Annotated in this window: 22 protein-coding genes, 1 tRNA gene and 1 pseudogene; 18 read left to right on the forward strand and 6 right to left on the reverse strand. The window is 66.2% G+C overall.

The window, feature by feature from the left end:
* Positions 1 to 83 precede the first annotated feature (83 nt).
* Entirely contained in the window at positions 84 to 1757 is a 1674-nt protein-coding gene (locus ACOQPH_RS01395) for a tetratricopeptide repeat protein (protein ID WP_420622976.1), read from the forward strand.
* Between the two features lie 168 nt (positions 1758 to 1925).
* Here ACOQPH_RS01395 and ACOQPH_RS01400 read toward each other — a convergent pair whose 3' ends face one another.
* Positions 1926 to 2891, reverse strand: a complete 966-nt coding sequence (locus ACOQPH_RS01400; protein ID WP_420622977.1) for a hypothetical protein — start codon at positions 2889 to 2891, stop codon at positions 1926 to 1928.
* A 203-nt stretch (positions 2892 to 3094) separates the two neighbouring features.
* Here ACOQPH_RS01400 and ACOQPH_RS01405 point away from each other — a divergent pair, with 203 nt between their 5' ends.
* The 11 genes and pseudogenes from ACOQPH_RS01405 (at position 3095) to ACOQPH_RS01455 (ending at position 12642) form a co-directional block, all read left to right on the forward strand.
* A complete protein-coding gene (locus tag ACOQPH_RS01405) occupies positions 3095 to 4000 on the forward strand; it encodes an AAA family ATPase (RefSeq protein ID WP_420622978.1) in 906 nt (301 codons plus the stop codon).
* Between the two features lie 23 nt (positions 4001 to 4023).
* Positions 4024 to 5190: a vWA domain-containing protein gene (locus tag ACOQPH_RS01410; protein WP_420622979.1), complete on the forward strand. Its 1167-nt coding sequence runs from the start codon at positions 4024 to 4026 to the stop codon at positions 5188 to 5190.
* Between the two features lie 58 nt (positions 5191 to 5248).
* Positions 5249 to 6369, forward strand: a pseudogene (locus ACOQPH_RS01415) (XdhC family protein).
* Between the two features lie 546 nt (positions 6370 to 6915).
* A complete protein-coding gene (locus tag ACOQPH_RS01420) occupies positions 6916 to 7425 on the forward strand; it encodes a hypothetical protein (RefSeq protein WP_420622980.1) in 510 nt (169 codons plus the stop codon).
* A 23-nt stretch (positions 7426 to 7448) separates the two neighbouring features.
* On the forward strand, positions 7449 to 7781 hold the full coding sequence (locus ACOQPH_RS01425) for a hypothetical protein (protein WP_420622981.1): 333 nt from the start codon (positions 7449 to 7451) through the stop codon (positions 7779 to 7781).
* Between the two features lie 226 nt (positions 7782 to 8007).
* Positions 8008 to 9174, forward strand: a complete 1167-nt coding sequence (locus ACOQPH_RS01430; protein ID WP_420622982.1) for an acyl-CoA dehydrogenase family protein — start codon at positions 8008 to 8010, stop codon at positions 9172 to 9174.
* A gap of 46 nt (positions 9175 to 9220) precedes the next feature.
* Positions 9221 to 9787 carry a nucleotidyltransferase family protein gene (locus ACOQPH_RS01435; protein WP_420622983.1) on the forward strand — a complete coding sequence of 189 codons (567 nt, stop codon included), beginning with the start codon at positions 9221 to 9223 and terminating at the stop codon, positions 9785 to 9787.
* Entirely contained in the window at positions 9778 to 10467 is a 690-nt protein-coding gene (locus tag ACOQPH_RS01440) for an SRPBCC family protein (RefSeq protein WP_420622984.1), read from the forward strand. Before ACOQPH_RS01435 ends, ACOQPH_RS01440 begins: the two co-directional genes overlap by 10 nt.
* Positions 10468 to 10551: 84 nt before the next feature.
* Positions 10552 to 10983 (forward strand): DUF501 domain-containing protein, encoded by a 432-nt coding sequence (locus ACOQPH_RS01445; RefSeq protein WP_420622985.1) that lies wholly within the window; start codon positions 10552 to 10554, stop codon positions 10981 to 10983.
* The gene (locus ACOQPH_RS01450) at positions 10980 to 11972 is read left to right on the forward strand and encodes an exopolyphosphatase (protein WP_420622986.1); all 993 of its coding nucleotides are present in this window, start codon (positions 10980 to 10982) and stop codon (positions 11970 to 11972) included. Before ACOQPH_RS01445 ends, ACOQPH_RS01450 begins: the two co-directional genes overlap by 4 nt.
* Before the next feature lie 31 nt (positions 11973 to 12003).
* Positions 12004 to 12642: a GNAT family N-acetyltransferase gene (locus tag ACOQPH_RS01455; protein WP_420622987.1), complete on the forward strand. Its 639-nt coding sequence runs from the start codon at positions 12004 to 12006 to the stop codon at positions 12640 to 12642.
* On the opposite strand, the gene ACOQPH_RS01460 is transcribed toward ACOQPH_RS01455, so the two are convergent.
* Positions 12612 to 13571: a PD-(D/E)XK nuclease family protein gene (locus ACOQPH_RS01460; protein WP_420622988.1), complete on the reverse strand. Its 960-nt coding sequence runs from the start codon at positions 13569 to 13571 to the stop codon at positions 12612 to 12614. The two genes, ACOQPH_RS01455 and ACOQPH_RS01460, sit on opposite strands and share 31 nt — an antisense overlap.
* 156 nt (positions 13572 to 13727) lie before the next feature.
* Between ACOQPH_RS01460 and ACOQPH_RS01465 the strand changes: the two genes are divergently transcribed.
* The gene (locus ACOQPH_RS01465; protein ID WP_420622989.1) at positions 13728 to 14270 is read left to right on the forward strand and encodes a hypothetical protein; all 543 of its coding nucleotides are present in this window, start codon (positions 13728 to 13730) and stop codon (positions 14268 to 14270) included.
* Between the two features lie 189 nt (positions 14271 to 14459).
* Positions 14460 to 14548, forward strand: a tRNA-Leu gene (locus tag ACOQPH_RS01470).
* 20 nt (positions 14549 to 14568) lie between these two features.
* On the opposite strand, the gene ACOQPH_RS01475 is transcribed toward ACOQPH_RS01470, so the two are convergent.
* Positions 14569 to 15618, reverse strand: coding sequence for a ketopantoate reductase family protein (locus tag ACOQPH_RS01475; RefSeq protein ID WP_420622990.1), 1050 nt, complete (start codon positions 15616 to 15618; stop codon positions 14569 to 14571).
* Positions 15619 to 15719: 101 nt separating this feature from the next.
* On the opposite strand from ACOQPH_RS01475, the gene ACOQPH_RS01480 reads away from it, so the two are divergent.
* From ACOQPH_RS01480 to ACOQPH_RS01495, 4 genes are all read left to right on the forward strand, one after another.
* Complete coding sequence (locus ACOQPH_RS01480) at positions 15720 to 16991, forward strand: cytochrome P450 (protein ID WP_420622991.1); 1272 nt, start codon at positions 15720 to 15722, stop codon at positions 16989 to 16991.
* Positions 16992 to 17043: 52 nt separating this feature from the next.
* Complete coding sequence (locus tag ACOQPH_RS01485) at positions 17044 to 18345, forward strand: inositol-3-phosphate synthase (RefSeq protein WP_420622992.1); 1302 nt, start codon at positions 17044 to 17046, stop codon at positions 18343 to 18345.
* 146 nt (positions 18346 to 18491) lie between these two features.
* A complete protein-coding gene (locus ACOQPH_RS01490; RefSeq protein ID WP_420622993.1) occupies positions 18492 to 19043 on the forward strand; it encodes a hypothetical protein in 552 nt (183 codons plus the stop codon).
* Positions 19044 to 19127: 84 nt separating this feature from the next.
* Positions 19128 to 20063, forward strand: a complete 936-nt coding sequence (locus ACOQPH_RS01495) for an isopenicillin N synthase family dioxygenase (RefSeq protein ID WP_420622994.1) — start codon at positions 19128 to 19130, stop codon at positions 20061 to 20063.
* A gap of 28 nt (positions 20064 to 20091) precedes the next feature.
* On the opposite strand, the gene ACOQPH_RS01500 is transcribed toward ACOQPH_RS01495, so the two are convergent.
* The 3 genes from ACOQPH_RS01500 to ACOQPH_RS01510 all read right to left on the reverse strand — a co-directional run bounded on the left by ACOQPH_RS01500 (position 20092) and on the right by ACOQPH_RS01510 (position 23955).
* Positions 20092 to 21042, reverse strand: coding sequence for a Dyp-type peroxidase (locus ACOQPH_RS01500; protein WP_420622995.1), 951 nt, complete (start codon positions 21040 to 21042; stop codon positions 20092 to 20094).
* Positions 21039 to 21728: a class I SAM-dependent DNA methyltransferase gene (locus ACOQPH_RS01505; RefSeq protein WP_420622996.1), complete on the reverse strand. Its 690-nt coding sequence runs from the start codon at positions 21726 to 21728 to the stop codon at positions 21039 to 21041. The genes ACOQPH_RS01500 and ACOQPH_RS01505 overlap by 4 nt, the downstream gene beginning before the upstream one ends.
* Positions 21729 to 21909: 181 nt before the next feature.
* Complete coding sequence (locus ACOQPH_RS01510) at positions 21910 to 23955, reverse strand: thiamine pyrophosphate-binding protein (protein ID WP_420622997.1); 2046 nt, start codon at positions 23953 to 23955, stop codon at positions 21910 to 21912.
* Positions 23956 to 23973: the final 18 nt, after the last annotated feature.

The raw sequence follows: 23973 nt of genomic DNA on the forward strand, positions 1-23973 counted from the left end.
ATAGTAGATGAGCAGTGGTCATGGCTTTGCCGGGTTTCGTGAGGAATACTGTTCATACGAGCGGGAGGGCTTGAGAAACAAGAATGGCGTACTTCGATCTGGGCTCGTACCAGTGGCCGGTGACAACACGGGATGCCGAAGCCCAGCTCTGGTTCGACCGAGGCATGGCGTGGTGCTACGGCTTCCATCATGAAGAGGCGATCGCCTGCTTCGAGCGTGCTCTGTTGCACGATCCCGGCTTCGCAATGGCCCGCTGGGGCATCGCGTATGCCGTCGGGCCGAACTACAACAAGCCGTGGGAAGACTTCGACGAGGACGATCTGCGCACCTCGTTGGAACGTGCTCGAGTTGAGGTGGTGGCAGCTGACGATGCATCAGCAGGCACCAGCGATCTCGAACGAGCGCTGATCGGTGCACTGACGCACCGCTATCCATCGAATCCCCAAGTACCGGACGAGGACGACTTTGGGCGATGGAATGACGCCTACGCGGAGGCGATGCGCGAGGTTTACCGGGCCCACAGCGATCACCTCGATATCTGCGCCCTGTTCGCCGAGGCGATCATGAACCGGACCCCGTGGGGGCTGTGGGACCTGGTTACCGGCGAGCCAGCCGACGGCGCGGGAACCCTCGAAGCGGTCGAAGTGCTGGAGTCTGCCTTCGAGACGCTCGATGCCTCCGGTGCCAACAGCCATCTGGGTCTGCTGCACATGTACATCCACCTCATGGAGATGTCGCCCCATCCCGAGCGGGCGCTGTCAGCCGGCGACCGGCTCGTCGATCTTGCGCCTGACGCAGGACACCTGGTCCACATGCCGACCCATATCGACGTGCTGTGTGGCCACTACCACAATGTCGTGGAGCGCAATTCAGCGGCAATCGTCGCCGATCGGAAGTACTTGGACCTGAAGGGTCCGATGAACTTCTATTCGGCCTACCGCTGCCACGACTATCACTTCAAGGTGTACGGGGCGATGCTCGCCGGCCAGTTCGGCCCGGCACTCCAAGCGGCTGAAGAGATGAACCGCACGCTGCCTGAGGAGTTGCTGCGTACCGGCTCGCCGCCGATGGCCGACTGGCTGGAGGGATTCGTGGCGATCAAGCAGCACGTCCTGGTGCGCTTCGGCAAGTGGCAGCAGATCCTCGCCCAACACCTGCCCTTTGACCAGCAGTTCTACTGCGTCACCACGGCGATGATGCGCTACGCACGGACGGTGGCGTATGCCTCGACGAACCGGGTCGACAACGCGCTGGCCGAACGTGAGGCTTTCTTGGCCGCCAAGGCCCAGGTGCTGCCGAGCCGGACGCTGTTCAACAACACCGGCCTGGACATCCTGGCCGTCGCAGGGGCGATGCTGGACGGCGAGGTGGAGTACCGACGCGGCAACTTCGACGTCGCCTTCTCCCATCTCCGCCGGGCGGTCGAGCTCGACGACAACTTGCCCTACGACGAGCCCTGGGGCTGGATGCAGCCGACGCGTCACGCGCTGGGCGCGCTGCTGGCAGAACAGGGCCACTTCGACGAGGCCGAAGTCCTCTACCGAGCCGACCTGGGCCTGGATGGCCAGCTGCGTCGACCCTGCCAGCATCCCGACAACGTCTGGAGCCTGCATGGGCTGCACGAGTGCCTCGTCCGGCGAGGGGACACCGTCGAGGCGCCCCTCATCCGCCAGCGCCTCGATTTGGCGGTCGCACGCGCCGACGTCCCGATCACTGCCTCGTGCTTCTGCCGCCTGGAGGCCAACGCATCCGCGTAAGCGCTAGGTCGTAGCTGGGCCGGGATCGTCTGCGTTGGGCGGTGGGTCCGTCCCGGTGTCGTCGAGCACCGGTTCGTTGCGCAAAATTGCCGCCCAAGGCGGCATTTCTGCGCAAAGTCCGATGAGACGTGCCTGTAGGTGCGTTCTCGTGGACTGCCTACGTGGTACTCAGCGAGACGCCATATCACCGAGGGCCTTGGCAACAACAGCGCACAGCTCGGTGGGCTGCTCGGAGTAGTCGTCCCAGGTGAAGGAGAGCACATCCCAACCGGCTGCTAGCAGCCGGTTGCGGCGGCGCCGGTCATTCACAAAGGATTCGCGGTTGTGGTGCCAGCGGATGCTGTCAAGCTCGATGGCCAGTTGGCGAGAGGGGTACGCCAGATCTACCTGAGCCAGAAAGCGACCGTCGGCCTCGTGCACCCGATGCTCCAACGCTGGCCTCGGAAGACCGGACTCACACAGCAATTCGCATACCCAACGACTCCAGTCGCTCAGCGGCACGGGAACGTCGGCACATCGCTCGGCGAGCACCGCGCCGAGCGGGCCCCGGCCACGCCTGCCCGTGCCGGTGTGGGTCGCGAGCACCTCGGAGAGATCTTGGTACCGCAGGTGCCGGTCACGCATCGCAGCGTCGATCGCCCGCTCGAGCCGGTTGCGGCTCACGACTGCGGCGAGGTCGAGCAGAGTGCGGGCCAGTCCCGTGCAGGGGATGCTGTCGAGCCAGGTCGGCTGGGCCAGGTCTATCTGTCCGGAGCGATGCAGGATGACCCCGACGGCGGACCTCGCACGCTCCTTGCTGACGACCAGTTCGGGACGCCCCAACTCGAAGCCGTCGATGCCGTGCAGCGCCGCTGCGGATCGGTGGCTTGCCAAGCCGTCGTAGGCGATGCATGCGGCCAGCAGCTTCGAATGTGGAGTGACGGGCAGGGCCGAGTGCTGGTACACGCCGGGTCCGACACGCCGCCAGCGCCCGGTGCTCACTCGGTGCTGTATGCGATGCCGGGTCATTCCGGCTGCCAGGGACTGGGTGCGCGAGACGAGTCCGTACTGTCGCCGCATGTGGGCTTCAAGACGCGCCTCGTCCACGACCGGCCCGTTGCCGGATGGATCTGGTTCGGCGGCTGGAGAGCACATGCCGACTGGAAACTATTGAAACAGCATGAAATATGCGAACTACTTATGCGTCGAGGAGATCTCACCTTTCTTTGCGCAGATTTGCCGCCTATGACGGCATTCTTGCGCAAAGTCCTGGGGGAACGGCCGACCAGGGACGGCTGGGTCGGGGCGTTCGGCCCGAACTGCGTCCGTATGAACGCCAGGCCGTAGCCTTGGCCGCTGTGTTCAAGGCGCCCGGTACTCCTGCTGAGGTCTCGGCGGCCCTGTCTCGGCACGGTTACCTGCCTGACGAGGGACTCTCCACGGTGGTGTACCTGTCGGTCACCATGAGTCGCCCGCTGTTCCTCGAAGGCGACGCTGGCGTTGGCAAGACCGAGCTGGCCAAGGTGCTCGCAGCGTGGACCGGTGGAGATTTCATCCGCCTGCAGTGCTACGAGGGCATCGATGCGGCCCAAGCGCTTTACGAATGGGACTACACGCGCCAGCTGCTGCACCTGCGCACTGCGGAAGCAGCAGGACGTGCCGCTGCCGATGCCGAGGCCATCGAGGACGAGCTGTACTCCGAGCGGTTCCTGATCCGCCGCCCGCTGCTGCAGGCCATCGACCACGACGACGCCACGCCGGCGGTGTTGCTGATCGACGAGGTGGACCGCGCCGACGACGAGTTCGAAGCATTCCTGCTGGAAGTGCTCTCCGACTTCACCGTCACCGTGCCCGAGTTGGGCACGATCACGGCCGCCCGACCGCCGTTCGTGGTGGTCACATCCAACCGGACCCGCGATGTGCACGACGCCCTCAAGCGACGCTGCTTGTACCACTGGGTCTCGCATCCCTCGGTGGAGCGGGAAGTCGAGATCGTGAAGCTGAAGCTGCCCGACGTGGACGGCACCCTTGCCCGGCAGGTTGCCTCGGCCGTGTCCGCCATGCGGGAAATGCGGCTCTACAAACCGCCCGGCGTAGCCGAGACCATCGACTGGGCCACCGCTCTTGGGCGTCTCGGTGCTGCCGAATTGGACAGTCCCATGCTGGAGGCCACCTTGGGCACCGTGCTGAAGTACCGCGAGGACCAGCAGCGGGTCACCTCAGTGGGCATGGAGATGATCATGGCCGCCGTGGCCGAGGCCTGAGCGGCCTGGACTGCGGGAAGGCCATGGGCGCCACCGGCACTGAACTGGGTGCCGAGCAGTCGGCGACCGACGGTCACGTCAACGAGCCCGAGTTCTTGGCTTCGGCGTTCTCGTCGATCTTGCGCGGAGCGGGGCTTGTCGTCACCATCCGCCGAGTAATGGCGTTCACCGAGGCGCTGCGGCTGCTGGGGGTTTCCGGCCGCGACGACGTGTATTGGGCGGGCAGGGCCACGTTGGTGGGCAGCCCGGCCGACATCGGCGTCTATGACCGTGTTTTCGCAGTGTTCTGGGAAGGCCGCGAACCCAGCGGGATCGTTGTGGAGCTGCCGCCGATCTCGGTAACGCTCGCCACTGACACCGACGACGGCGACGCTCCGCCGACGGCTGAGGGTGACGAGCCCGAGACCGGACCCACGCTGCGCGTTCGTTACAGCGATGTCGAGACGCTGCGTCACAAGGACTTCGCCGATTGCAGCGACGCCGAGCTGACAGAGCTCCATTCGTTGATGAGCGAGCTTCGATTCCATGCCGTGACTCGCCGCTCGCGCCGGGCGGTGAGGGCCAAGCGGTTCACCCGTCGGCCTGACCTGCGTCGCACCATTCGCCGTGCCTTGCGCACCGGAGGCGAGGCAATCCAGCGCGAGTTCCTCACGGGGGACCGCAAGCCGCGGCGGGTCGTGCTGCTGCTCGACGTGTCGGGTTCCATGGAGCCTTACGCCCGCGCACTCGTGCGATTCGCACACGCCGCTGTGGTGGGACGCACCCGGGTGGAGGCGTTCACGATCGGCACCCGACTCACCCGCGTCACCCGTGAGCTATCGTCCCGCGATCCCGACGCAGGACTGCGCGCCGCATCCGACTCAGTTCAGGACTGGTCGGGCGGCACTCGCCTCGGCGCCACCTTGCATGAGTTCAACGACCGTTGGGGGGTGCGGGGCCACGCCCGCGGCGCCATCGTGGTGATCTGCTCTGACGGTTGGGACCGCGGCACTCCGGACGAGCTGGCCGAGCAGATGGCGCGCCTGCACTTGGTGACCCACCGTCTGGTGTGGGTTAACCCGCTCAAGCACACTCCCGGCTACGCGCCTCTGGCCCGTGGAATGGCCGCGGCCTTGCCGCACGTTGACGAATTCATCGAAGGCCACTCTTTCGATTCGCTGGAGCACCTTGCTGCCGCCATCGCCGCCTGAGAGCGCTAGCTCTGAGGTCACCCGACGCACAACCTGCCAAGAAAGAGAGACTGGACGAATGGACGAGATCCTGGATGACATCGACCGGTGGCGGGCCGCGGGCCAACGCGTGGCAGTTGCTCGGGTGGTGGACATCGAAGGCTCGGGACCACGAGACCCCGGCGCCGCGATGGCCGTGAACGAAGAGGGTGAAGTGGCGGGCTCTGTCTCGGGCGGCTGCGTCGAAGGTGCCGTGGTGGGTGAGGCACTGGCGTTGCTGGGCGGCAGCCGCGGTGCCGGCATCACCACGTTCGGCTACAGCGACGACGAGGCCTTCGCCGTTGGTCTGACCTGCGGAGGCACGATCCACCTGTTCGTGGAGGAACTCGACTGGTGAGCGCCGCGTCGAACACCGAGGGGGCCAGCACCTACGAGGTGTTCCGGGATGCCATCCGGGCCGAGGAACCTGTTGCGCTGGCGACGATCATCGAAGGCCCCGATGCCGGAGCGAAGCTCCTCGTGCGACCCGACACGCCGACACTCGGCAGCCTGGGTGACGGCGATCTCGACCGGGTCGTCGAGCGCGACGCGCTCGGGATGCTGGATGCGGGCATCAGCGAGGTACGCCACTACGGCCAGCACGGCGAGGCCCGCCAGATGGACCTCAGCGTGTTCGTGGAGTGTCACGCCCGCCGTCCCCACATGGTGATCTTCGGAGCGGTGGATTTCACCCGCGCTCTCGCCTCCCAGGCCAAGCTGCTCGGCTACCGCGTCACGGTTTGCGATGCACGGGAGGTCTTCGCTACCAGGCGACGATTCCCGATGGCTGACGAGGTGGTCGTGGACTGGCCCAACCGCTTGCTCGACCGGATCGGCGACGACCTGGGCCCCAGAGATGCCGTGTGCGTGCTCACCCACGACCACAAGTTCGACGTGCCTGCCATCGTCGGCGCCCTGCCCACACGCGTCGGTTATCTGGGCGCCATGGGTTCGCGCACAACACACGAGAAACGATCCGAGCGCTTACGCGAAGCCGGTGTCACCGACGAAGAACTCGCCCGCGTCGCCGCCCCCATAGGCATTGACATCGGCGGCCGCACTCCCGAAGAAACTGCCGTGTCCATCGTGGCCGAGATCATCGCCTCCCGAACCGGCCACCAGGCCCCCCGCCTCAAAGACGGCGAAGGCCGCATCCACTGAGCCGGCGCAATGCATCTGTATTAGATGCATTGCTACATGAGTGAATTGAATATGACGTGCTGGCTGGGCGCCAGGGTGAAGTGCCCACGGCTCGGAAGGCAGGTGCTCATGTACAGATTCCTCCATGCATCAAGGTCGCGGATTGTTGCGGCGTTGTGTGCAGCGGTGCTCATCGCAGCGATTCCGACGCAGGCTCACGCGCAATCTGATGGCGGCGAGATTCCTGCTGTCATGAAGGCGCCTGTTTGCTGCTTGTACATGTGGGGTCCTACTTGGATGTGGCTCACATGGGTGAGCGATTCTGACGATGTCGAGTCGGACCGTGCCGAGGTTCGCTATATCCGCTAGGACGCAGAGGACAAGTCCGACGAACAGTGGACGGTCGAGACGGCCGACGCCAGCTGGTACCACGAAATCAACGGCTTGGAGCGCGATGTCCGGTACGTGATCCAAGTGCGTGTGGGCAACGAGCAGGGATTCGGCCCGTGGAGTGATTCGCTCACGGACCGCTCCCGGAGCCGCCCCCAACCGATCCACAGGCCGACAGTGACGGTTGGCGACGGCAGTCTGAAGGTGACTTGGCCGCAGTTCTCGGACGCCGCCGACATCGACTACACCGGCTATTACCTCTACTGGATCGAGTCCACCGCGTACAGCCAGTTTCTCCTGTCGAGATGGACCAGGAGCGAGTTCATCCCGAGCGTCGACCCCTGCGACGGCGAGGACGGGCCCGAGGACTTGCAACATGTGATTTCTGGTCTGTCGAATGATGTCTCGTACAAGGTGGTGGCGCGGGCGCAGACTTCGTGGGGCGATCTCAGCACTCCGTTCCATCTGAACCAGGCATCCCTCGGCACACCGAGCGCCAGCGCTGGAAGCCAGACTGCGGCGACCCCCGAGCAATGCTCGCCATCTTCGAGCGAGGATGAGGTGCAGTCGGATCGGCAGGTCACTATGGACTCGGGCACTGAGACCGTCGTCACCGACACGAAGAACGTTGGCGAGGGCGGTGAGACGGAAACAAAGGACGAGGAGGAATCGTCGGAACCCCCCTGACTGCCGAATTCGTTGAAGGTTCCGTGCCCGAATCGCACTCCGGCGTTAGGAAGTTCACGGTTCGCATCCTCTTCAGTGAGCCGCCCAAGGTGAGCTATCGCACGCTGCGTGACGACTTGCTGGAAGTCACCAACGGAAAGGCTCTCAAGTTCAAGCGCGACGTCAAGCGCAACGACCTGTGGGAGATCCACATGAAGCCCACTGCTGCCGATGTGTCGCTGTTGCTCCCGGCTGCAACCGAATGCGTGATGCCCGAAGACGGCCAAGCGGCCTGCCAGGTTCAGGCGTGCACGGGCGATGGCAAGCCGCTCTCGCACGATGTCGAGCTTGACGTGCCTTACCGGGCAAGTGCCTAGTCCAGTGGCGATTCCTGCCAGCTAGCGTCATATTGCTCGATACGACGGACGAATCCCCTCCCCACTAAGAATTCGACAGTCCCTGTCGACGCTCTGCGCTGCTATGGGACTCTGGAGAACCGAACCTCGGCCCCTGATGTCACTTCCGGCCGGGTGACGACCGCGCCTGGTCGCTTCATCACGGTTTCCTCCGAAGCGCGTCGCGATGACGGGTAGCTTCGGCGCGATGGACTTCACAACGAACGAGGACCACGAGGCGATCCGCGAAGGCGTCCGACGGGTCTGCGCCGACTTCCCCGACGAGTACTGGCGCGACCGCGACGAGAACCACGAGTTCCCCTGGGACTTCTACAACGCCATAGCCGAAGGAGGCTGGGTCGGTATCGCGATTCCCACTGAGTTCGGCGGCGGCGGCCAGGGCATCACCGAGGCCTCGATCGTGCTCGAGGAGGTGGCCGCCAGCGGTGCGGCCATGAACGGCTGCTCGGCGCTGCACCTGTCCATCTTCGGCATGGAGCCGGTGCGCAAGTACGGCTCCGATGCGCTCGTCAAGGAGTTCCTGCCCGGCGTTGCCGACGGCTCCATCCACGCGGCGTTTGGCGTGACCGAGCCCGATGCGGGCACCGATACGACGTCGATTCGCACCCGGGCGGTGCGCGACGGTGACGAGTACGTGATCCACGGCGCCAAGGTGTGGACCACCAAAGCCCCGTATTGCGACGTGTGCCTGCTGCTGGTGCGCACCACGCCGAAGGAAGAGTGCGACGGACCGACCCAGGGGATGACCCTGCTGCTCGTCGATCTGCAGGACCCAGCTGTCGACATCACGCCGATCCCGAAGGTGGGCCGCAACGCCGTTGTCTCGTGCGAGGTCCGCTACGACGGGCTGCGGGTGCCGGTCAGCCGCCGGGTCGGTGAGGAGGGCGAGGGCTTCCGCTACATCCTCGACGGCCTCAATCCCGAGCGCATCCTGATTTCCGCCGAAGCGTTGGGGATCGGCCGGGTAGCGCTGCGCCGCGCTGCGGAGTATGCGAAGAGCCGGGTGATCTTCGGACGGCCGATCGGCCAGAACCAGGGCATTGCCTTTCCGTTGGCCGACAGTCATGCCCGCCTGCACGCGGCCGAGTTGGTGGTGCGCGATGCCGCGTGGCGCTACGACAACGGCCTCAGCTGCGGCGAGCAGGCCAACCTGGCCAAGTATCTGGCGTCGGAGGCAGCATTCGAATGCGCCGACCGGGCGATGCAGACACATGGCGGCTTCGGCTACGCCAAGGAGTACGACGTGGAGCGCTACTGGCGCGAGGCGAGGCTTATGAAGATCGCCCCCGTCAGCCAGGAGATGGTCTTGAACTTCGTGTCGTCGAAGGTGCTGGGCCTGCCGCGCTCGTACTAGCGATATCCAGCCGGCTGGCCAGGCAGCGTCGGGAAAGCTGAATCCGGTGAGTACTGCGGGGGTGTTGCTGGCCGCAGGGGCGGGGACACGATTCACCGCCTCTCAGCACAAGCTGCTTGCGACGATCGACGGCCGAAGCGTGGTGAGCAGAGCGCTCCAATCGCTGTTCGAGGCATCGCTGGACGCCGTCGCCGTCGTGACCGGCGCCGTCGATCTCACCGGCGCGCTCGCCGATGCACGTCACAAGATTGCGCTGATCTCCAACGAGCGCTGGGCGTCGGGTATTGCATCATCGGTACGGTGCGCCGCCGGCTGGGCAGAACGGCAGGGCCACGAAGCAGTCGTGGTCGGCCTTGCCGACCAGCCGTTCGTGATTTCGGCGGCGTGGCGCGCCGTGGCGGCCAGCGCTGGGCCGATCGCAGTTGCCACCTACGACGGCCGTCGAGGCAATCCGGTCCGCCTCGCACGCGAGGTCTGGCCGTTGCTGCCGCACGACGGCGATGAGGGGGCCCGAATGGTGATGCGGCGATTTCCCGAAATCGTGGTGCCGGTAGCCTGCGAAGGGCCACCCGACGACATCGACACCGTGGAGGATCTGAGCCGATGGAGCTGAAGAGTGAATTCCGTGTCGGCATTCCCGTCGAGCAGACTTGGAACACCCTGACCGACGTCGAGTTCATCGCGCCGTGCATGCCGGGCGCGCAGCTCACCGAGATCGACGGCGATGAGTTCAAGGGCGGTGTGAAGATCAAGGTGGGCCCGATCACCGCGCAGTACAAAGGCTCGGCCCGCTTCGTCGAGCTGGACGAGGCGAACCACCGGATCGTGCTGGAGGCCACCGGCCGAGACTCTCGGGGCGCTGGCAATGCAGCCGCGGAGGTGACCGCCCAAATGACCCCCGACGGCGACGGCACAGTCGTGTCGATCACCACCGATCTCAAGATCACGGGCAAGGTGGCCCAGTTCGGCCGCGGGGTCATGGCCGATGTGACCGAGAAGCTCATCGGGCAGTTCGTGAGTTCGCTCGAGGAGAAACTGTCCCAGATTGGTGACCAAGATGACCCCGGTGCTGAGGCGGACGATGCCTCCGCTGACGACGCTGAAACGACGGGCGAGGCGGCGGAGACCCCCGCAGAGTCGGGCCCGCGCCAGATCGAGATGGCCGAACCGGAGCCGGTTGACCTGCTCGAGACAGCGGGCAGGCCCTTGCTCAAACGCATCCTGGCCCCGCTCGCCGTGGTGGTGTTCTTCTTGTTCAATCGTCGCCGCAGGCGCAAGCGCCGCCAAGGCTGAGGGTCCGCCTCCGCGACTCCCCACAGGGCGTTGCTTGTCCGTTGCGCTCGCGGCGCACCTCTGACGCCCGCTCAAGCTGAAGCGGTGGCCGAGTTGCTCGGCCGCCCGCCCCAGTGCACCTTCGATGTGGCCGTCGCGCACGACGACGGGCGACCGGTCGTGATTGCCAATGCCCCGCTGTTTGACGACGGACGCCCCATGCCGACCCGCTACTGGCTGGTCGATGCCGACTTGCGCAGGCGGGTGTCCCAGCTTGAGGGCGACGGCGGTGTCCGGATGGCCGAGGCAGCCGTTGACCCAGCGGCGCTCGCTGCTGCCCACCGCTGCTACGCCGCCGAACGGGATGCGCTATTGCCCCAGGATCACCGCGGACCGCGCCCAAGCGGCGGTGTCGGGGGCACGTCGCAGGGCGTGAAGTGCCTGCATGCGCACCTGGCGTACCGGCTGGCGGGCGGCGACGACCCCGTCGGTGACTGGGTGCTTGTACGGCTGGGCCCCGAGGGGTTGGTTCGGTGACTGCCGAGAACCCAGCCGGCCCAGTGGCGGTGGTGGACTGCGGTACGAACAGCACACGGCTGCTCATCGACGACGGCGAGGGCCTGGGTCTGAGGCTGCAGCGGATCACTGGGCTCGGGCGCGGCGTCGACGCTGGCGGTCGGCTGCGGGACGACGCCATAGGCCGTGTGCTCGACGTGCTGGGGGAGTACCGCGAGATCATCGAACGCCGTGAGGTGAACGCAGTGCGGGCGGTGGCGACCAGCGCTGTACGCGATGCAGCGAACGGCGCCGAATTCCTGCAGAAGGCGAGCCGCAGGCTCGGCACTGAGGTTGAGCTGCTGGACGGCAACAGCGAGGCGGCATATGGATTCGCCGGAGCCACCTCGGGCCTCGGTGGCGCCCATGCGGGCCCCGCGCTGGTGCTCGACATCGGCGGCGGCTCTACTGAGCTCGCCTACGGCACGCCCGCCGCGAACGCCTTCCCGGTCGACGCCACGTCAGTCGACATGGGATCGGTGCGGTGGACCGAGAGATTCCTGGCATCCGATCCCCCTCAGCCCTCCGAGCTGAGTTCGGCGATCTCGGTCGCTCGCCTGCACCTCGACGACATCGACCGCGAGCACCCGGTCATCGGCCGAGGTGTTCCGGCGGCACGGCTCGTGGGTGTTGCCGGCACTATCACGACGGTGGCTGCGGTAGAGATTGGTCTCGATCCCTACGATCCTGAGATGATCGACGAGTTCGTACTCACCAGGGCTGCAGCCGAGGACGTGTTCCGCACGCTCGCCACCGAGCGACTGGCCGACCGCGTCCACAATCCGGGCCTGCACGTCGACCGGGCGCCCGTGATCGTGGGCGGTTGCTGCATCCTGGTTGCCATCATGCGCCACTGGGAGATCGACGAGTGCTTGGTGCGTGAACGCGATCTTCTCGATGGCATTGCCGCCGAGCTGCGAACGCCGCAGCGCCCCACGGATACCGCAGGAGGCGCTCATGCCGCTCGGTGAGCGCCGACGGCGCGCCAGTACTGTGCGGGGGGTGAGTCGCCTGCGCACCGAGCGGCTCGAGCTTCGCCCGCTCGTGTCGTCGGACTTCGCTCAATGGAGCGAGGTTCGCGAACGATGCCGCGACTGGTTGGCGAAATGGGAGCCGCGCCCACCCTCGAGCGCGTCCGATCCGTCGTGTGATCCCCAAGCATTCGCCAACCGTTGCCGCGTGCGTGAACGCGAGCGCTCGCTGGGCACCGCGTACGACTTCGGCCTGTGGCACGAAAACTGGTTCTGCGGCGAGATCAACATTTCCCATGTGGCACGGGGAGCGTTCCAGAGCGCTCATGTCGGCTACTGGGTCGACGAGCGGCTGGCGGGCAAGGGACTGGTCGCCGAGGGCCTCGTGGCCGTCTTCGAGTTCGCCTTCGAGCAGGCCGGACTTCACCGGGTGCAGGTCTCGATCATGCCCCGCAACGACGCCAGCTTGCGGGTGGTGAAAAAGCTGGGCCTGCGCTCGGAGGGGATCGCGCAGGGCTACATCCAGATCGCCGGCGTCTGGGAAGACCACGTGCGTTTCGGCCTGACGTTGGAGGAATGGCGGGCGGGCCGCGACGAGATGGCAGCGCGGCTGCGAGCCGCTCGCAGCGACGGTGTCGCTCAGTCGTCAGGGTCGGACAGCCACACCTGACCGGGGCTGCAATCCGCCGAGATCGGGCACCATCGGCACGGCGGGCCGGGCACCCGGCGCGGTTTATGGTCGCCTGATCGAAGCGCCACGAGCTTCCCGATGCCGTCAACCGTTCGACGCAGTGCGCTGTCGAGCACCTCGGCGGTGACTGCTTCGTGTTCGATACGACCCTCTGCGACATAAAACGAGCCCACGCCGAGCGGCGGCACGCCGACTGACAGCGTCTCGACTAGCGCGTAGAACCGCAGGTCCTCCGGATCGGTTGGAGACCGTGATCCGGTCTTGAGGTCGATGATGACCTTGCCAGCGCGCTGGCTGCCCTCAGGACCACCCAACGGCGCTGGCGTTCCCAGCGTCAGGTCGTACTTGCCGGAGAGCACGAAGGCACCGCCGCACAGTCGCGCGCGCGCTTTGACCTCGGCGGCTGGCCGCCAGGATCGTTGCATCGGCGGGAAGGTCTCACCGAACCGCGTGAGCAGTGCCACGCACCTGGCCACCAGGTCGGCGCGCTCGCCGGCACTGGAGTCGGCCAGGAAGCTGCCCAAGTTCTCATCGTCGGCAATGAGGCGCTCAACAGCGGCGTTCACTCCATCGATGGGTTCGAAGTGTCGATGAGTCGACAACTCCACGGCCTTGTGCAGGACTGTGCCGCGGGCCGTCGGCACCGACCATTCAAAGGGGATCTCGGTATCGGCGAGGTGTCGTGCTTCGCAGCCGAAGATGCCTGCGAGGTCTCGCTTGGACACCCACAGGCCCCGGCTGTCGAGCTCGCGTGCCGTATCGACCACTTGAGCCAGCGCGTCTTCGGACTGTTGGCGCAACTCAATGGCGAAGTCGTTGTGATAGACGGGCCGCTGCTGCGAAGGCATGCGGATTGCATCGAGCGTCGCCTGCTGGGCTGGAAGCAGTCCTGTTGCAGTGCCGGCCATCGCTGCCCATTGTGGTCGCCTCCGCGCAGGCCTCGGTGATTGTCAACGCGTGGGGAAGCAAGTGGGTGGCTGTTCGGATAGTTGATGAGTCAGACCCAGGCCCGAACCACAGACCCGAACAGCATGACCGTCACACCCCCCTGTGATGCTGAGCACATGCCAGCAACACCCCGTACCCACCCTCCCGCACCGCTTCGACTGGTCGATGCATCGCCGGTCCGCAGCCGGCCACACCGTGGGGGAGCCACACCATCCCACAATCAGCGGGGCGTCGAGCGCCCCAGCCTCGACGCATCTGGCCGGTTCGTCCTGACAGTGCGAGCGCTCGCCGCGGCGGCACGTGCGCTGGACTTGAACGTCCCGAGCTTTCAAAGCCCGCCGCGCTCCGACCAGCTTGATCGCTCGATCCAGCGCAGGCCTCCCGACGATTGTGTAGTAGCGGTGCGTGTGCGTGGCCGTCCATTCGGAGCGGTCGTCGCCGACGCCATCGAGGGGATCGTGGTCTGCAACGAGCTGGCCTCCGAAACGGCGGGCGCAGCCCGAGATGAGCTGTGGCGTGCGGCCGAGGGCACCGACGGAGTGGTCGACGGTGTCGGCATGTCCTCGGCAGCTACGGCACCAGCCGCTGCGCAAGCGCCGGCCATTCGCCAGCCCTCAGAAGTGTCTGACCCGCCGCACCCGTGGGACGAGGCCGCCTGATCATCGGAGCACGTGAGGCGCCCGGAACAACACACGGGTAGGGCGACAGTCCGATCCGGCGGATCGCACGGTGTCGGACACGTCCGCGGGGCCTTGGGTGCGACACGCGGGCTGTTCAGCGGTCGAGGTGTCGTGATGGCCGCGGAGCGAGCATGATTGCGTCTGCGGCGGCACTCGCCGTGCTGGCTGGCCCGGGTGGCGGAACTGGCAGACGCAGAGGGCTTAAACCCCTCGGCTCCTTCGGGAGCGTGCGGGTTCGAATCCCGCCCCGGGCACCAACCCGCTGCCTACCCAGCGGTCACGTCTGGGCGGCGGCGCGCAGCGACGCAACGGTCTCGGTGCCGGGCCCTAGCCGGCGGGCGGCAGTGTCGTGGCACAACTCATTCAACGCCCGGTTGAGAGGCGTGTCGATGCCGAACTTCTCCCCGAGTTCGCAGATGCGACCGTTGAAGTGCTCCACCTCGACAGTGGGACGCCGGAAGTGCAGGTCCTGCCAGGTGGATGGGTAGCTGTGCATCACCGGGTCCGAATCACCCCGGGGCTCGCGCTGGCCCGGTTTCCGCATGCGCTCGATCCACGAGCGCAAGTCCTGACCGTCGTCCATGACCGGCGAGATCCCGACTGCGTCCAGCACGTCGGCTGCTTCTTCCTGAAGGTCGGCCATGAAGAAACGGGTCTCCTCGTCGCAGAACCACTCCTGTACCGGCAAGTCGATCAGCGCCGAGAACGCGTTCGTGAGGTTCAGCACCAGCTTTCCCCACTTGGCATCGGCCACGTGATCGTCGACTGAAGCGCGCATGTCGGCGGCAACAAGGTCGTCCGCCACTGCAGCGCACAGCTCGTCGGAGCCGGTGGGCCAGCAGCCGATCTGTGCCCGGCGTGCACCGGTGTGGGTGACCACCCCTGGCTCGTCGATGCGCGCGCCGATCCGAACCATCACGCCATAGGCGCGAAAGCCCCGTTCGATCAGCCACTCCTCGTTGCTGACGCTGTTTTGGAAGCAGAATAGCGGCACGCCCTCGTACAGCTCGCGGTGTTCTTCGACCGCCTCGAACGTGTGTTGGGTCTTCATGGCCAGCAGCACCACAGTGCGCTCATCAAGATCGAGTTCGTGTGCGGTGCGCACGGCCGGCAGCCTGAAATGGCCCTCGGTGTAACCCGAGATCCGCAGCCCGTCGCGCTGCAGAGCTTCCAGATGCTCCCCGCGAGCGACCAAGGCCACCCGGCGCCCCGCTTGGGTCAGCCGAGCTCCGAGCACGCAGCCGATGGCCCCGGCTCCGTGAACGATGTAGTTCAGCTCGGAATCGTCCTCGGCCGAATCGAGATCTGGGACACGTTCCGTCACCACGGCGGTACATCGTGCCAGATGGCCCCGCGTGCGGCCCGCACGGCCGCGTGCCTGAGTGTGGGCCGTGCTTGCCGTTCGCGGCGCGGCGCTACCGTGCTGCTATGCGCGAGTGGAACACGGACCTGCCCAACCTGATGGAGGCGTGGTTCTGGACCCAGCCCGCCGATGTGATCGACGCGGTGATCGCCCGGCACCATGCCGAGGCTCCGTTGGACTGGTTCGAGGAGCCTGACTACGACGACGAAGTTGTCAAACCGGGCCCCGGCTACTGGTGCGTCACCCGGCATGCCGACGTAGCCGCCGTCTCCCGCAACACCGAGGTCTTCAGCTCTGCTGCCGGCATCACCCTGCTGGATGCGCCGCCGGAGTTCACCGAATTCTTCAGTTCGATGATCGCTATGGACGACCCGCGCCATGCCCGGCTGCGGCGCCTCGTCGCCAAGGGATTCACGCCGAGGATGCTGGCCGATCTCGATGGCAGCGTTCAGGCGGCAGCGGCGGACATCGTGGACTCCGTGTGCGAGCAGGGAAGCTGCGATTTTGTGACCGATGTGGCCGCAGCGCTCCCGCTCAAGATCGTGTGCGACCTCATGGGCATTCCGGGGTCGGAGTACCAGGGCGTGTTCGAGGCGACGAACGTCATCTTGGGCATCTCGGATCCCGAGTACCAACCCGAAGATGTCGATTTCCTCACGGCATTGCTCACCGCCGGCGGCCAACTGGCCGAGTTGATGAAGGAAGTCGCCCAGGCAAAGCGCGGCGGCGACGGCACCGATCTCACGAGCGTGCTCGTCAACGCCGAGCTCCCCGACGATCAGCTGAACGACGCCGACTTGGCCAGCTTCTTCGTGCTGCTGGTCGTGGCCGGCAACGAAACCACCCGCAACGCCATCTCGTGGGGGCTCAAGTACCTCACCGACCATCCCGACCAGCGGGCCATCTGGGCTGCGGACTTCGAGGGCGTTGTGCCCACTGCAATCGAGGAGATCGTGCGGCTGTCCAGCCCCGTGGGCTACATGCGCCGGACCGTCACCCGCGACTACGTCTTCGAGGGCCGCGAGATGTGCGAGGGCGACAAGGTCGCAATGCTCTACGTCGCCGCCAACCGCGACCAAGCGGCCTTCGATGACCCCTTCAAGTTCGACGTTCTGCGAGATCCGAACCCGCAGTACGGATTCGGCGGTCCCGGCCCCCACTACTGCCTCGGCGCGCATCTCGCACGGCGTGAGATGACGGTGATGTACCGCGAGCTGTTCGACCGGCTACCGGACATCGTCGCTGTCAGCGAGCCCGACGCCCTGCAAGCAGCGTTCATTCACGGCGTCAAGCACCTCGACGTCGAGTTCACGCCGACGGCTCCGCTGGCTGCCTGACTGGCTGCGCTCGACAGTCGCAGCAACACGCCTGTCCCATAGGGTTCGCGGTATGACGACACCCCAGATCGCACCTGCGACGGGCAAGCTCGGTGTGCTGACGCCCGGCATGGGCGCCGTTGCCACCACGTTCATCGCTGGCGTGCTGGCAATGCGGGCCGGGCTGGCAGCGCCGATCGGGTCGGTGACCCAGATGGCCCATATTCGCCTGGGAGGCCGGGGCGAGGGCCGCAACCCGTTGATTCGCGATTTTGTGCCGCTGGCCAGTCTCGACGACCTGGTCTTCGGCGGCTGGGACCCCATTACGCCGAACGCACTCGAGGGTGCTCGCGCTGCGGGGGTGCTCGAAGAGCGCGACCTCGGCGTGATCTCCCGCGAGCTCGAAGGCATCGTGGCGATGGACGCCGTGTTCGATCCCCGCTGGGTCAGCCGCCTGGAAGGCACACGCACCAAGCCGCCGATGAGCAAGCTCGACGCGACGCAAGCCCTGATGGACGACATTGAACGCTTCCGCGCCGAGAACGAGTGTGACCGGCTGGTGATGGTGTGGTGCGGGTCGACCGAGGCGTACCAGGAGCCCACCGAGGTGCACGCCAGCGTGGAGGCGTTCGAAGCTGGGCTTGCAGCCGATGACGAGAACATCTCGCCGAGCCAGATGTACGCCTACGCAGCACTTATGAGCGGTGTGCCGTTTGCCAACGGCGCGCCGAACCTGGCGGTCGACATCCCGGTCATGACCGAGCTCGCGGAACGCCGCGGCGTCCCGATCGCCGGCAAGGATTTCAAGACCGGTCAGACACTCATGAAGACGCTGGTAGCGCCGGGGCTCAAGGCTCGAATGCTGGGCCTGCGCGGCTGGTACTCCACCAACATTCTGGGCAACCGCGACGGCGAGGTCCTCGACGATCCCGAGAACTTCAAGACGAAGGAAACCTCCAAGCTGGGCGTTCTCGACACGATCCTGCAGCCGGAGACCTACCCGGTTCTCTACGGCGAGATCGACCACGTGGTGCGGATCAACTACTACCCGCCGCGTGGAGACAACAAAGAGGGCTGGGACAACATCGACATCTTCGGATGGCTCGGTTACCCGATGCAGATCAAGATCGATTTCCTGTGCCGCGATTCGATCTTGGCGGCGCCCATCGTGCTCGACTTGGCGCTCTTCCTGGATCTCGCCCAGCGTGCCGGTCACGGCGGCGTGCAGGAGTGGTTGTCGTTCTACCTGAAGGCGCCGCAGTCCGCAGATCCCGCCGGTCCCGAGCATGACCTGTTCATCCAGCAGACGAAGCTCAAGAACACGCTGCGCGAATGGATGGGCGAGGAGCCGGTCACCCACTCCGAAGCTGGCTGACAGCCGGCTGGTCACGCTCCGCCTCGGCGATCACTTCTGCCGAGCGCGCGTTCTTAGATCGCTCTCAGGTTGATCTCAGGGGCCTTTCACATTCGCCCGCCATCGTCAGGGTCGTCGCAGAACACCCTGAAAAAAGGACTGGCGGAATGGCCGAATCCGGCGAGATCACCCTGCAGAGCGAGATGCCTCATCGCAAGCCCAAGCGAGGCCGGCTGCTGGCCGTTCTCCTCGCTGCCCTCTTGGCGGCGGTCGCCGCCATCTCGTTCAGCGTCGGCAGCGTAAGTGCGCAGACGGAGGACACCGACGGCGGCACGCACCGGGGCGGCAGGCACTGGCGATTCGGCACTGCCGAAGCGCTGACCGAAGTGCTTGGCATCGACGCTGAGACCTTGCGGACCAAGCTGAAGGAGGGGTCAACTCTGGCCGACATGGCGGCCGAGCAGGGCGTCGAAGTCTCCGACGTGGTCGACGCACTCGTCACGGCGGCCACCGAGCGGGCGGCAGAACATGACAGGGACATCGACGCCGACGAGCTGACCGCCAAGATCACTGCAACGGTGAACGGCGAGCGGCCAGAGCGATCCGAAGACCCTGACGGTTGGCACCGTAACCGCGGCGGTTTCATGGGCAAGGGCCGCTGGGGCGGCCACACCCACTCCGAGGGCTCCGGCTCCACTGCTTCGACTACCGCTGCATAGACCCCCAGCAGCATCCGAAGCGGGCCGGTTCCCTCTCCGCCGGCCCGCTTCGGCGCGCTTAGCTGACCCGATACGTTGCATGCCATGCCGGGCGGCGATACGGAGATTCCGGTCATCGACATTTCCGGCGACACCTCGCTCGCAGCCGCGAGCGAGCAGATCGACGCTGCCTGCAGCGGAATCGGTTTCTTTGCCATGACGGGGCACGGCGTCGAGCGCGCACTCCTCGACGGCGTACTCATGGCCGCACGTCAGTTCTTCACACAGCCTCTTGCATCCAAGTGCGCGCTCGCAATCGAACTCTCCGGTCATCACCGGGGTTACGCGGGTGTGGAGGGCGAATTGCTCGAGCCAGGGCTGCGTGCCGACTTCAAGGAGACGTTGGACTTCGGCCCCGAACGCTCACTCGATGATCCCGATTGTTCGCCGCTCGAGGGACCGAATCAGTGGCCGGACCTGCCCGGGTTTCGTATGACTGTCGAGGCCTACCAGGAGGCAGTACTCGATGCTGCGAAACGCCTGCTGCGCTTGATTGCCGAGGCCCTCGACCAACCGCCGTCCTTCTTTGATCAGCGCCTCGTGCGGCCCCTGGTCGGCACCCGTCTCATCAGGTACCCCGCTGTCGGCGAACCGCTTTTGGACCAGCTGGGTTGCGGTGCCCACAGCGACTACGGCTGCGTAACGCTCTTGCACACCGACGGAACGCCCGGACTGCAGCTGGCGGACGTCGACGGGCAGTGGCACGATGTCGTAGCACCGGCGGGCAGCTTCATCGTGAATCTGGGCGACATGCTGGCCCGCTGGACGAATGATCGGTATCGCGCCACGGTTCACCGGGTGCAGTCGCCGCGCGCCGCCGACCGATATTCGGTGCCGACGTTTGTCAACCCGTCCTTCGACACGGTCGTCGAGTGCCTGCCGAGCTGCCTCGGCGAAGGCGAGCAGCCGAAGTACCCGCCCGCGACGTCGGGCGTGTACCTCCAGTCGCGTTTCGACGAGACCTTCGCGTACCGCAAGTAGCTCTCCACTGCGCAGCGGCCGCGGCGACCTAGCCGCAGATTGCGTCGAGGGTCTGTTGGCTAGGGGCGAAATAGTACGAACCTGACACCGGTGTCGAAAAGTCAGTGAGCCCGTCACGTACCCCGTCAGCGGCATCGAGGCCGTACATGAGACGCATCCGTTCACGCAGCGGCGCCTGCGACGCCGAGAAACCGAGGAAGTACAGCCCGACCGTGCCGTCGTGGAATGCATACGGCGTCGAGCGGCGCCACATCTCGTCGCGCTCGGGGCTGCCGCTCAATCCATGGTTCCCATCGACACGCAGCTCGACATGGCGCAGATGACTCTGCGGCGCCTGAACCGCCAGCTTGTCAGTGCCCGGCCACTTGCGCCGGCCGATGATGTCCTCCTGCTCGCCGGTGGCAACTCGTTTCCACGCCCCGAGGTCGTGCACCCAGCGCTGTGCGATGACGTGGCTGCCGCCCGCTCCCGGCTCGCCGGCGGCAACCGTCGCCACGGCGACCCGCTCGGTATCGTCGGGGTTCCCGACGCCATCCACGAACCCGGTCATGTCGAGCGATTCGCCATAGACGAATGCTGGCGTCTCGCGTGCCACTGCAAAATGCGGCCGCAGTGAGATCCGGGTGTCGTACTGGGCCTTCCACACGTCGTCCGTGCGTGATCCGTGGAACCACAGCAACAGTTCTTCCTGCGTGCCCACGGCGCGGCGACCCGAACCATCGGCGGACTCGATCGTCTCGTAGGGCCCGAAGTCGTCGGGCACGTCATTGCTGAACTCGCCCAGCAGCGTTGGGCCGAAGCCCAGCAGCAATTCCAGGCTGGCCGAGGTACACGCTGCGCGCGCTTCGCCCAGCACAGCACCCAGCCAGCCCAGGTCGAATCCACTCCCACCCGCTGATGGGCGGCTCAGGTGCAGGTACCACTGGCTGCGACCCAAGTCGGCGAAGATCGCCCGTTGGGAAGTCGAAGCGGTGCTCATCGGACCGTGAAGACGGCGATACGGGCCCACTGGTCGGGATCCGCTTCGTCGGCGCCGCCATAGATGGGCCGCAGCTCGTAGCGCAGCTCGGTGATGTGCCCGTCTGCGCGGCACTGCTCGAGCCAGTCGCCGAATCCGAGCTCGTCGAAGTGAGCCGAGTTGATCCCCAGCGCGCAATGCGCACCAGGGCGTGCCACCCGCAGCAGCTCCGAGATCGAGTCGGGACCGAGATGTCCGTGAGTGAATGTGCCTGCGCTCACGATGCCGTCGTAGGACTCATCAGCGAGATCGATGCGGCCGGTGAGGTCGGCTTCGACGAGCTGCCGGTAGGTACGCCGACTGTCGTGGGTCTTGGTGCCGGCCTTCGCCAGCATCTCCGTCGAAATATCGATGCCATCGACGACCGTCACGCCCAGCCTCGCCAGCTCGTCACCCACGATGCCGGTGCCACAGCCTGCATCGAGTACCGGTCGGTCAAAGGCGGCCATGCCGGCGCAGAACACCTCGGCCACCTGCTGGTGGTACACGTAGCGGCTGTCGACGATGAACTCCGACTCGTATGTCGCCGCCCACGACGCGTACAGCTCGCGGTTGGCGTCCGGTCCCTCGACCGCATACGCCTCGTCGAGCCCGAGCCCGTCTGAGGACTTCGAGGCTGCCGATTGTGCTGCCGTTTGTCTCGTCATCGTCCCTCGACGCTAGTGATCACCTCCGGACGGCCCCCAAAGAGCCTCAGCGGATAGGCGGCGATGCCCGGCGGCCCCGACGGCCTGGACTTTGCGCAGAAATGCCGCCACAGACGGCAAATTTGCACAAAGAAGGCGTGACAGCAACTTTTCGAGACGTCACCACCTATCCGCGCGGCCCCTAGACGAGCAGTGGATCGGTCATCACCTCAACGAGCGCAGGGCCCCGGTGGGCGAGGGCGTCCGACAGTGCCGAGTCCAGCTCATCTGCCGATGTCACCTCGCGCCCCATCGCACCGCACAACTGCGCGAAGGACGCGAAGCCGGGGTTGTACAGCGAGGTCTGCCACACATCGAGCTCGGCCGCTCGCTGCTCCTTGGAGATCTTCCCCAGCTCGCCGTTATTGAGCAGCACGTGGGTGATGTTCATGCCGTACTTCACGGCGGTCGTCAACTCCATGGCGTACTGGCCGAAGCCGCCGTCGCCTGACACGGAGACCACAGATCGCTCCGCCCACGGCGATCCGTCGACACCCGGCGCGCGCTGGGTTGCGGCCCAGCACCCCATCGCAGCGGGGAATGCGAAGCCGATGGACCCTAAGTATCCCGACATCAGCACGGTCTGCCCGCACGGCTCGAAGTAGCGGCCGAAGGAGTAGGCGTGATTGCCGACATCCACCGTCATGATGGCGTCGGCCGGAACGAGGCGACTCAGAGCCTCGAAGACGACCGCCGAGTTCATGCCGCTGCCCCGGTCGTCGTCGCGCCGGCTCTGTTTTTCCGCACGCCAGATGTCCCAACGCGCTGCCACCTCGGCCGCGGCCGTACCTGGGACGGCCCGGCTGCGCGGTGCATCAGCGAGCGCCCGTGCCGCCACGCCCACATCGGCCAGCATCGGCACCGTCACCGCATGGAACCGCCCCAGCGCCATCGGGTCGAAGTCGACCTGCACGATCGGCTTGTACGACGCAATGCCGGTGTGATTTGCGAATGACACGCCGAAGGTCACTAGCGCGTCGGCCTCGTTCATGAACCAGCTGGCAATCGGCGTACCTGAGCGGCCCAGCACCCCGCAGGCCAGCGGGTGCTGGTCGGCAATCAGACCCTTGCCCTTGAACGTCGTGGCGACCGGCGCATCGATCACTTCGGCCAGCGCCACGATGTCGTCGATACCGCTGCGGGCGCCGTGCCCCACAATGATCATCGGCCGCGCCGCGCCCGACAGCACATCGATTGCCGCGTCGAGCGCGCTCGCCGCGGGCGAGACCGCCCGTTCGCCGGTGCGGCCCTGCGGCGATCCGGCATCACTGCGGCCACCGCCGGGCGCCCGAAGCACCTGCACCTCGTCGGGAAGCACCAGGTGTGCCACGTCGCGCTCCACCAACGCCGTCTTGCAGGCCAAGTTCATCAGCTCTGCTGCGTCGGAGCCGGCCTGGACGGTCTGGGAATAGCGCGCTACGTCGGCGAAGGCCGCTGACAGGTCGGTGTCCTGAAATGCGCCCCTGCCACGCACGCTCGACGGCACCTGGCCCGACAGCGCCAGCACCGGCGCCCGATCCATCTTGGCGTCATACAGTCCGGTCAGCAGGTTGGTACTGCCCGGCCCGGCAATCGCAAAGCACGCGGCCAGACTCCCGGTCAGCTTTCCGTAGGCGGTCGCTGCGAAGGAGGCGGCGCCCTCGTGGCGCACACCGATGAACTGCAGCGAGCCGCGAGCCTCGGCCTCTCGCAGTGCATCGGCGAAGCCCAGGTTTGAGTGCCCCACCATGCCGAAGACCCACCCGACGCCCCACGCAGTCATGGTCTCGACGAGCTGGTCCGACACGGTTCGAGTCCGGGTGGCCGAAACCGGCAGAGCCACGTAGACACCGTCGGGCCGGACCTCGGTGCGGTAGGCGGCAGGTGCATCGTCGAATGGGGGTGGCGGCTTGCCATTGCTGGGGGAGTAGTCGTAGCCATGCCACGGGCATCGCAGCCAACCGCCCTCGATGCTGCCCTCGCCGAGCGGACCGCCCTGATGCGGGCAGGCGTTGGCGAGGCACCCGAATCCTGTATCCGTGCGAGTGACGCACAGGCTCTCGCGCTCGACGGTCACCGCGGTGACCCGGCCGACATCGAGTTCGTCGACGCCGATCAGCCGGTGCCAGGCAAACGCGCCGTCGGGCAGCGCTGGCACTGCGACGCTTGGCGTCTCGCTCGGATCCGGATCCTGAGTCGTGTTACTCATCGCCCACCCCCGTTCGGT

Source organism: Candidatus Poriferisodalis sp. (genome assembly GCF_965221945.1).
Classification (GTDB): domain Bacteria; phylum Actinomycetota; class Acidimicrobiia; order Acidimicrobiales; family Poriferisodalaceae; genus Poriferisodalis.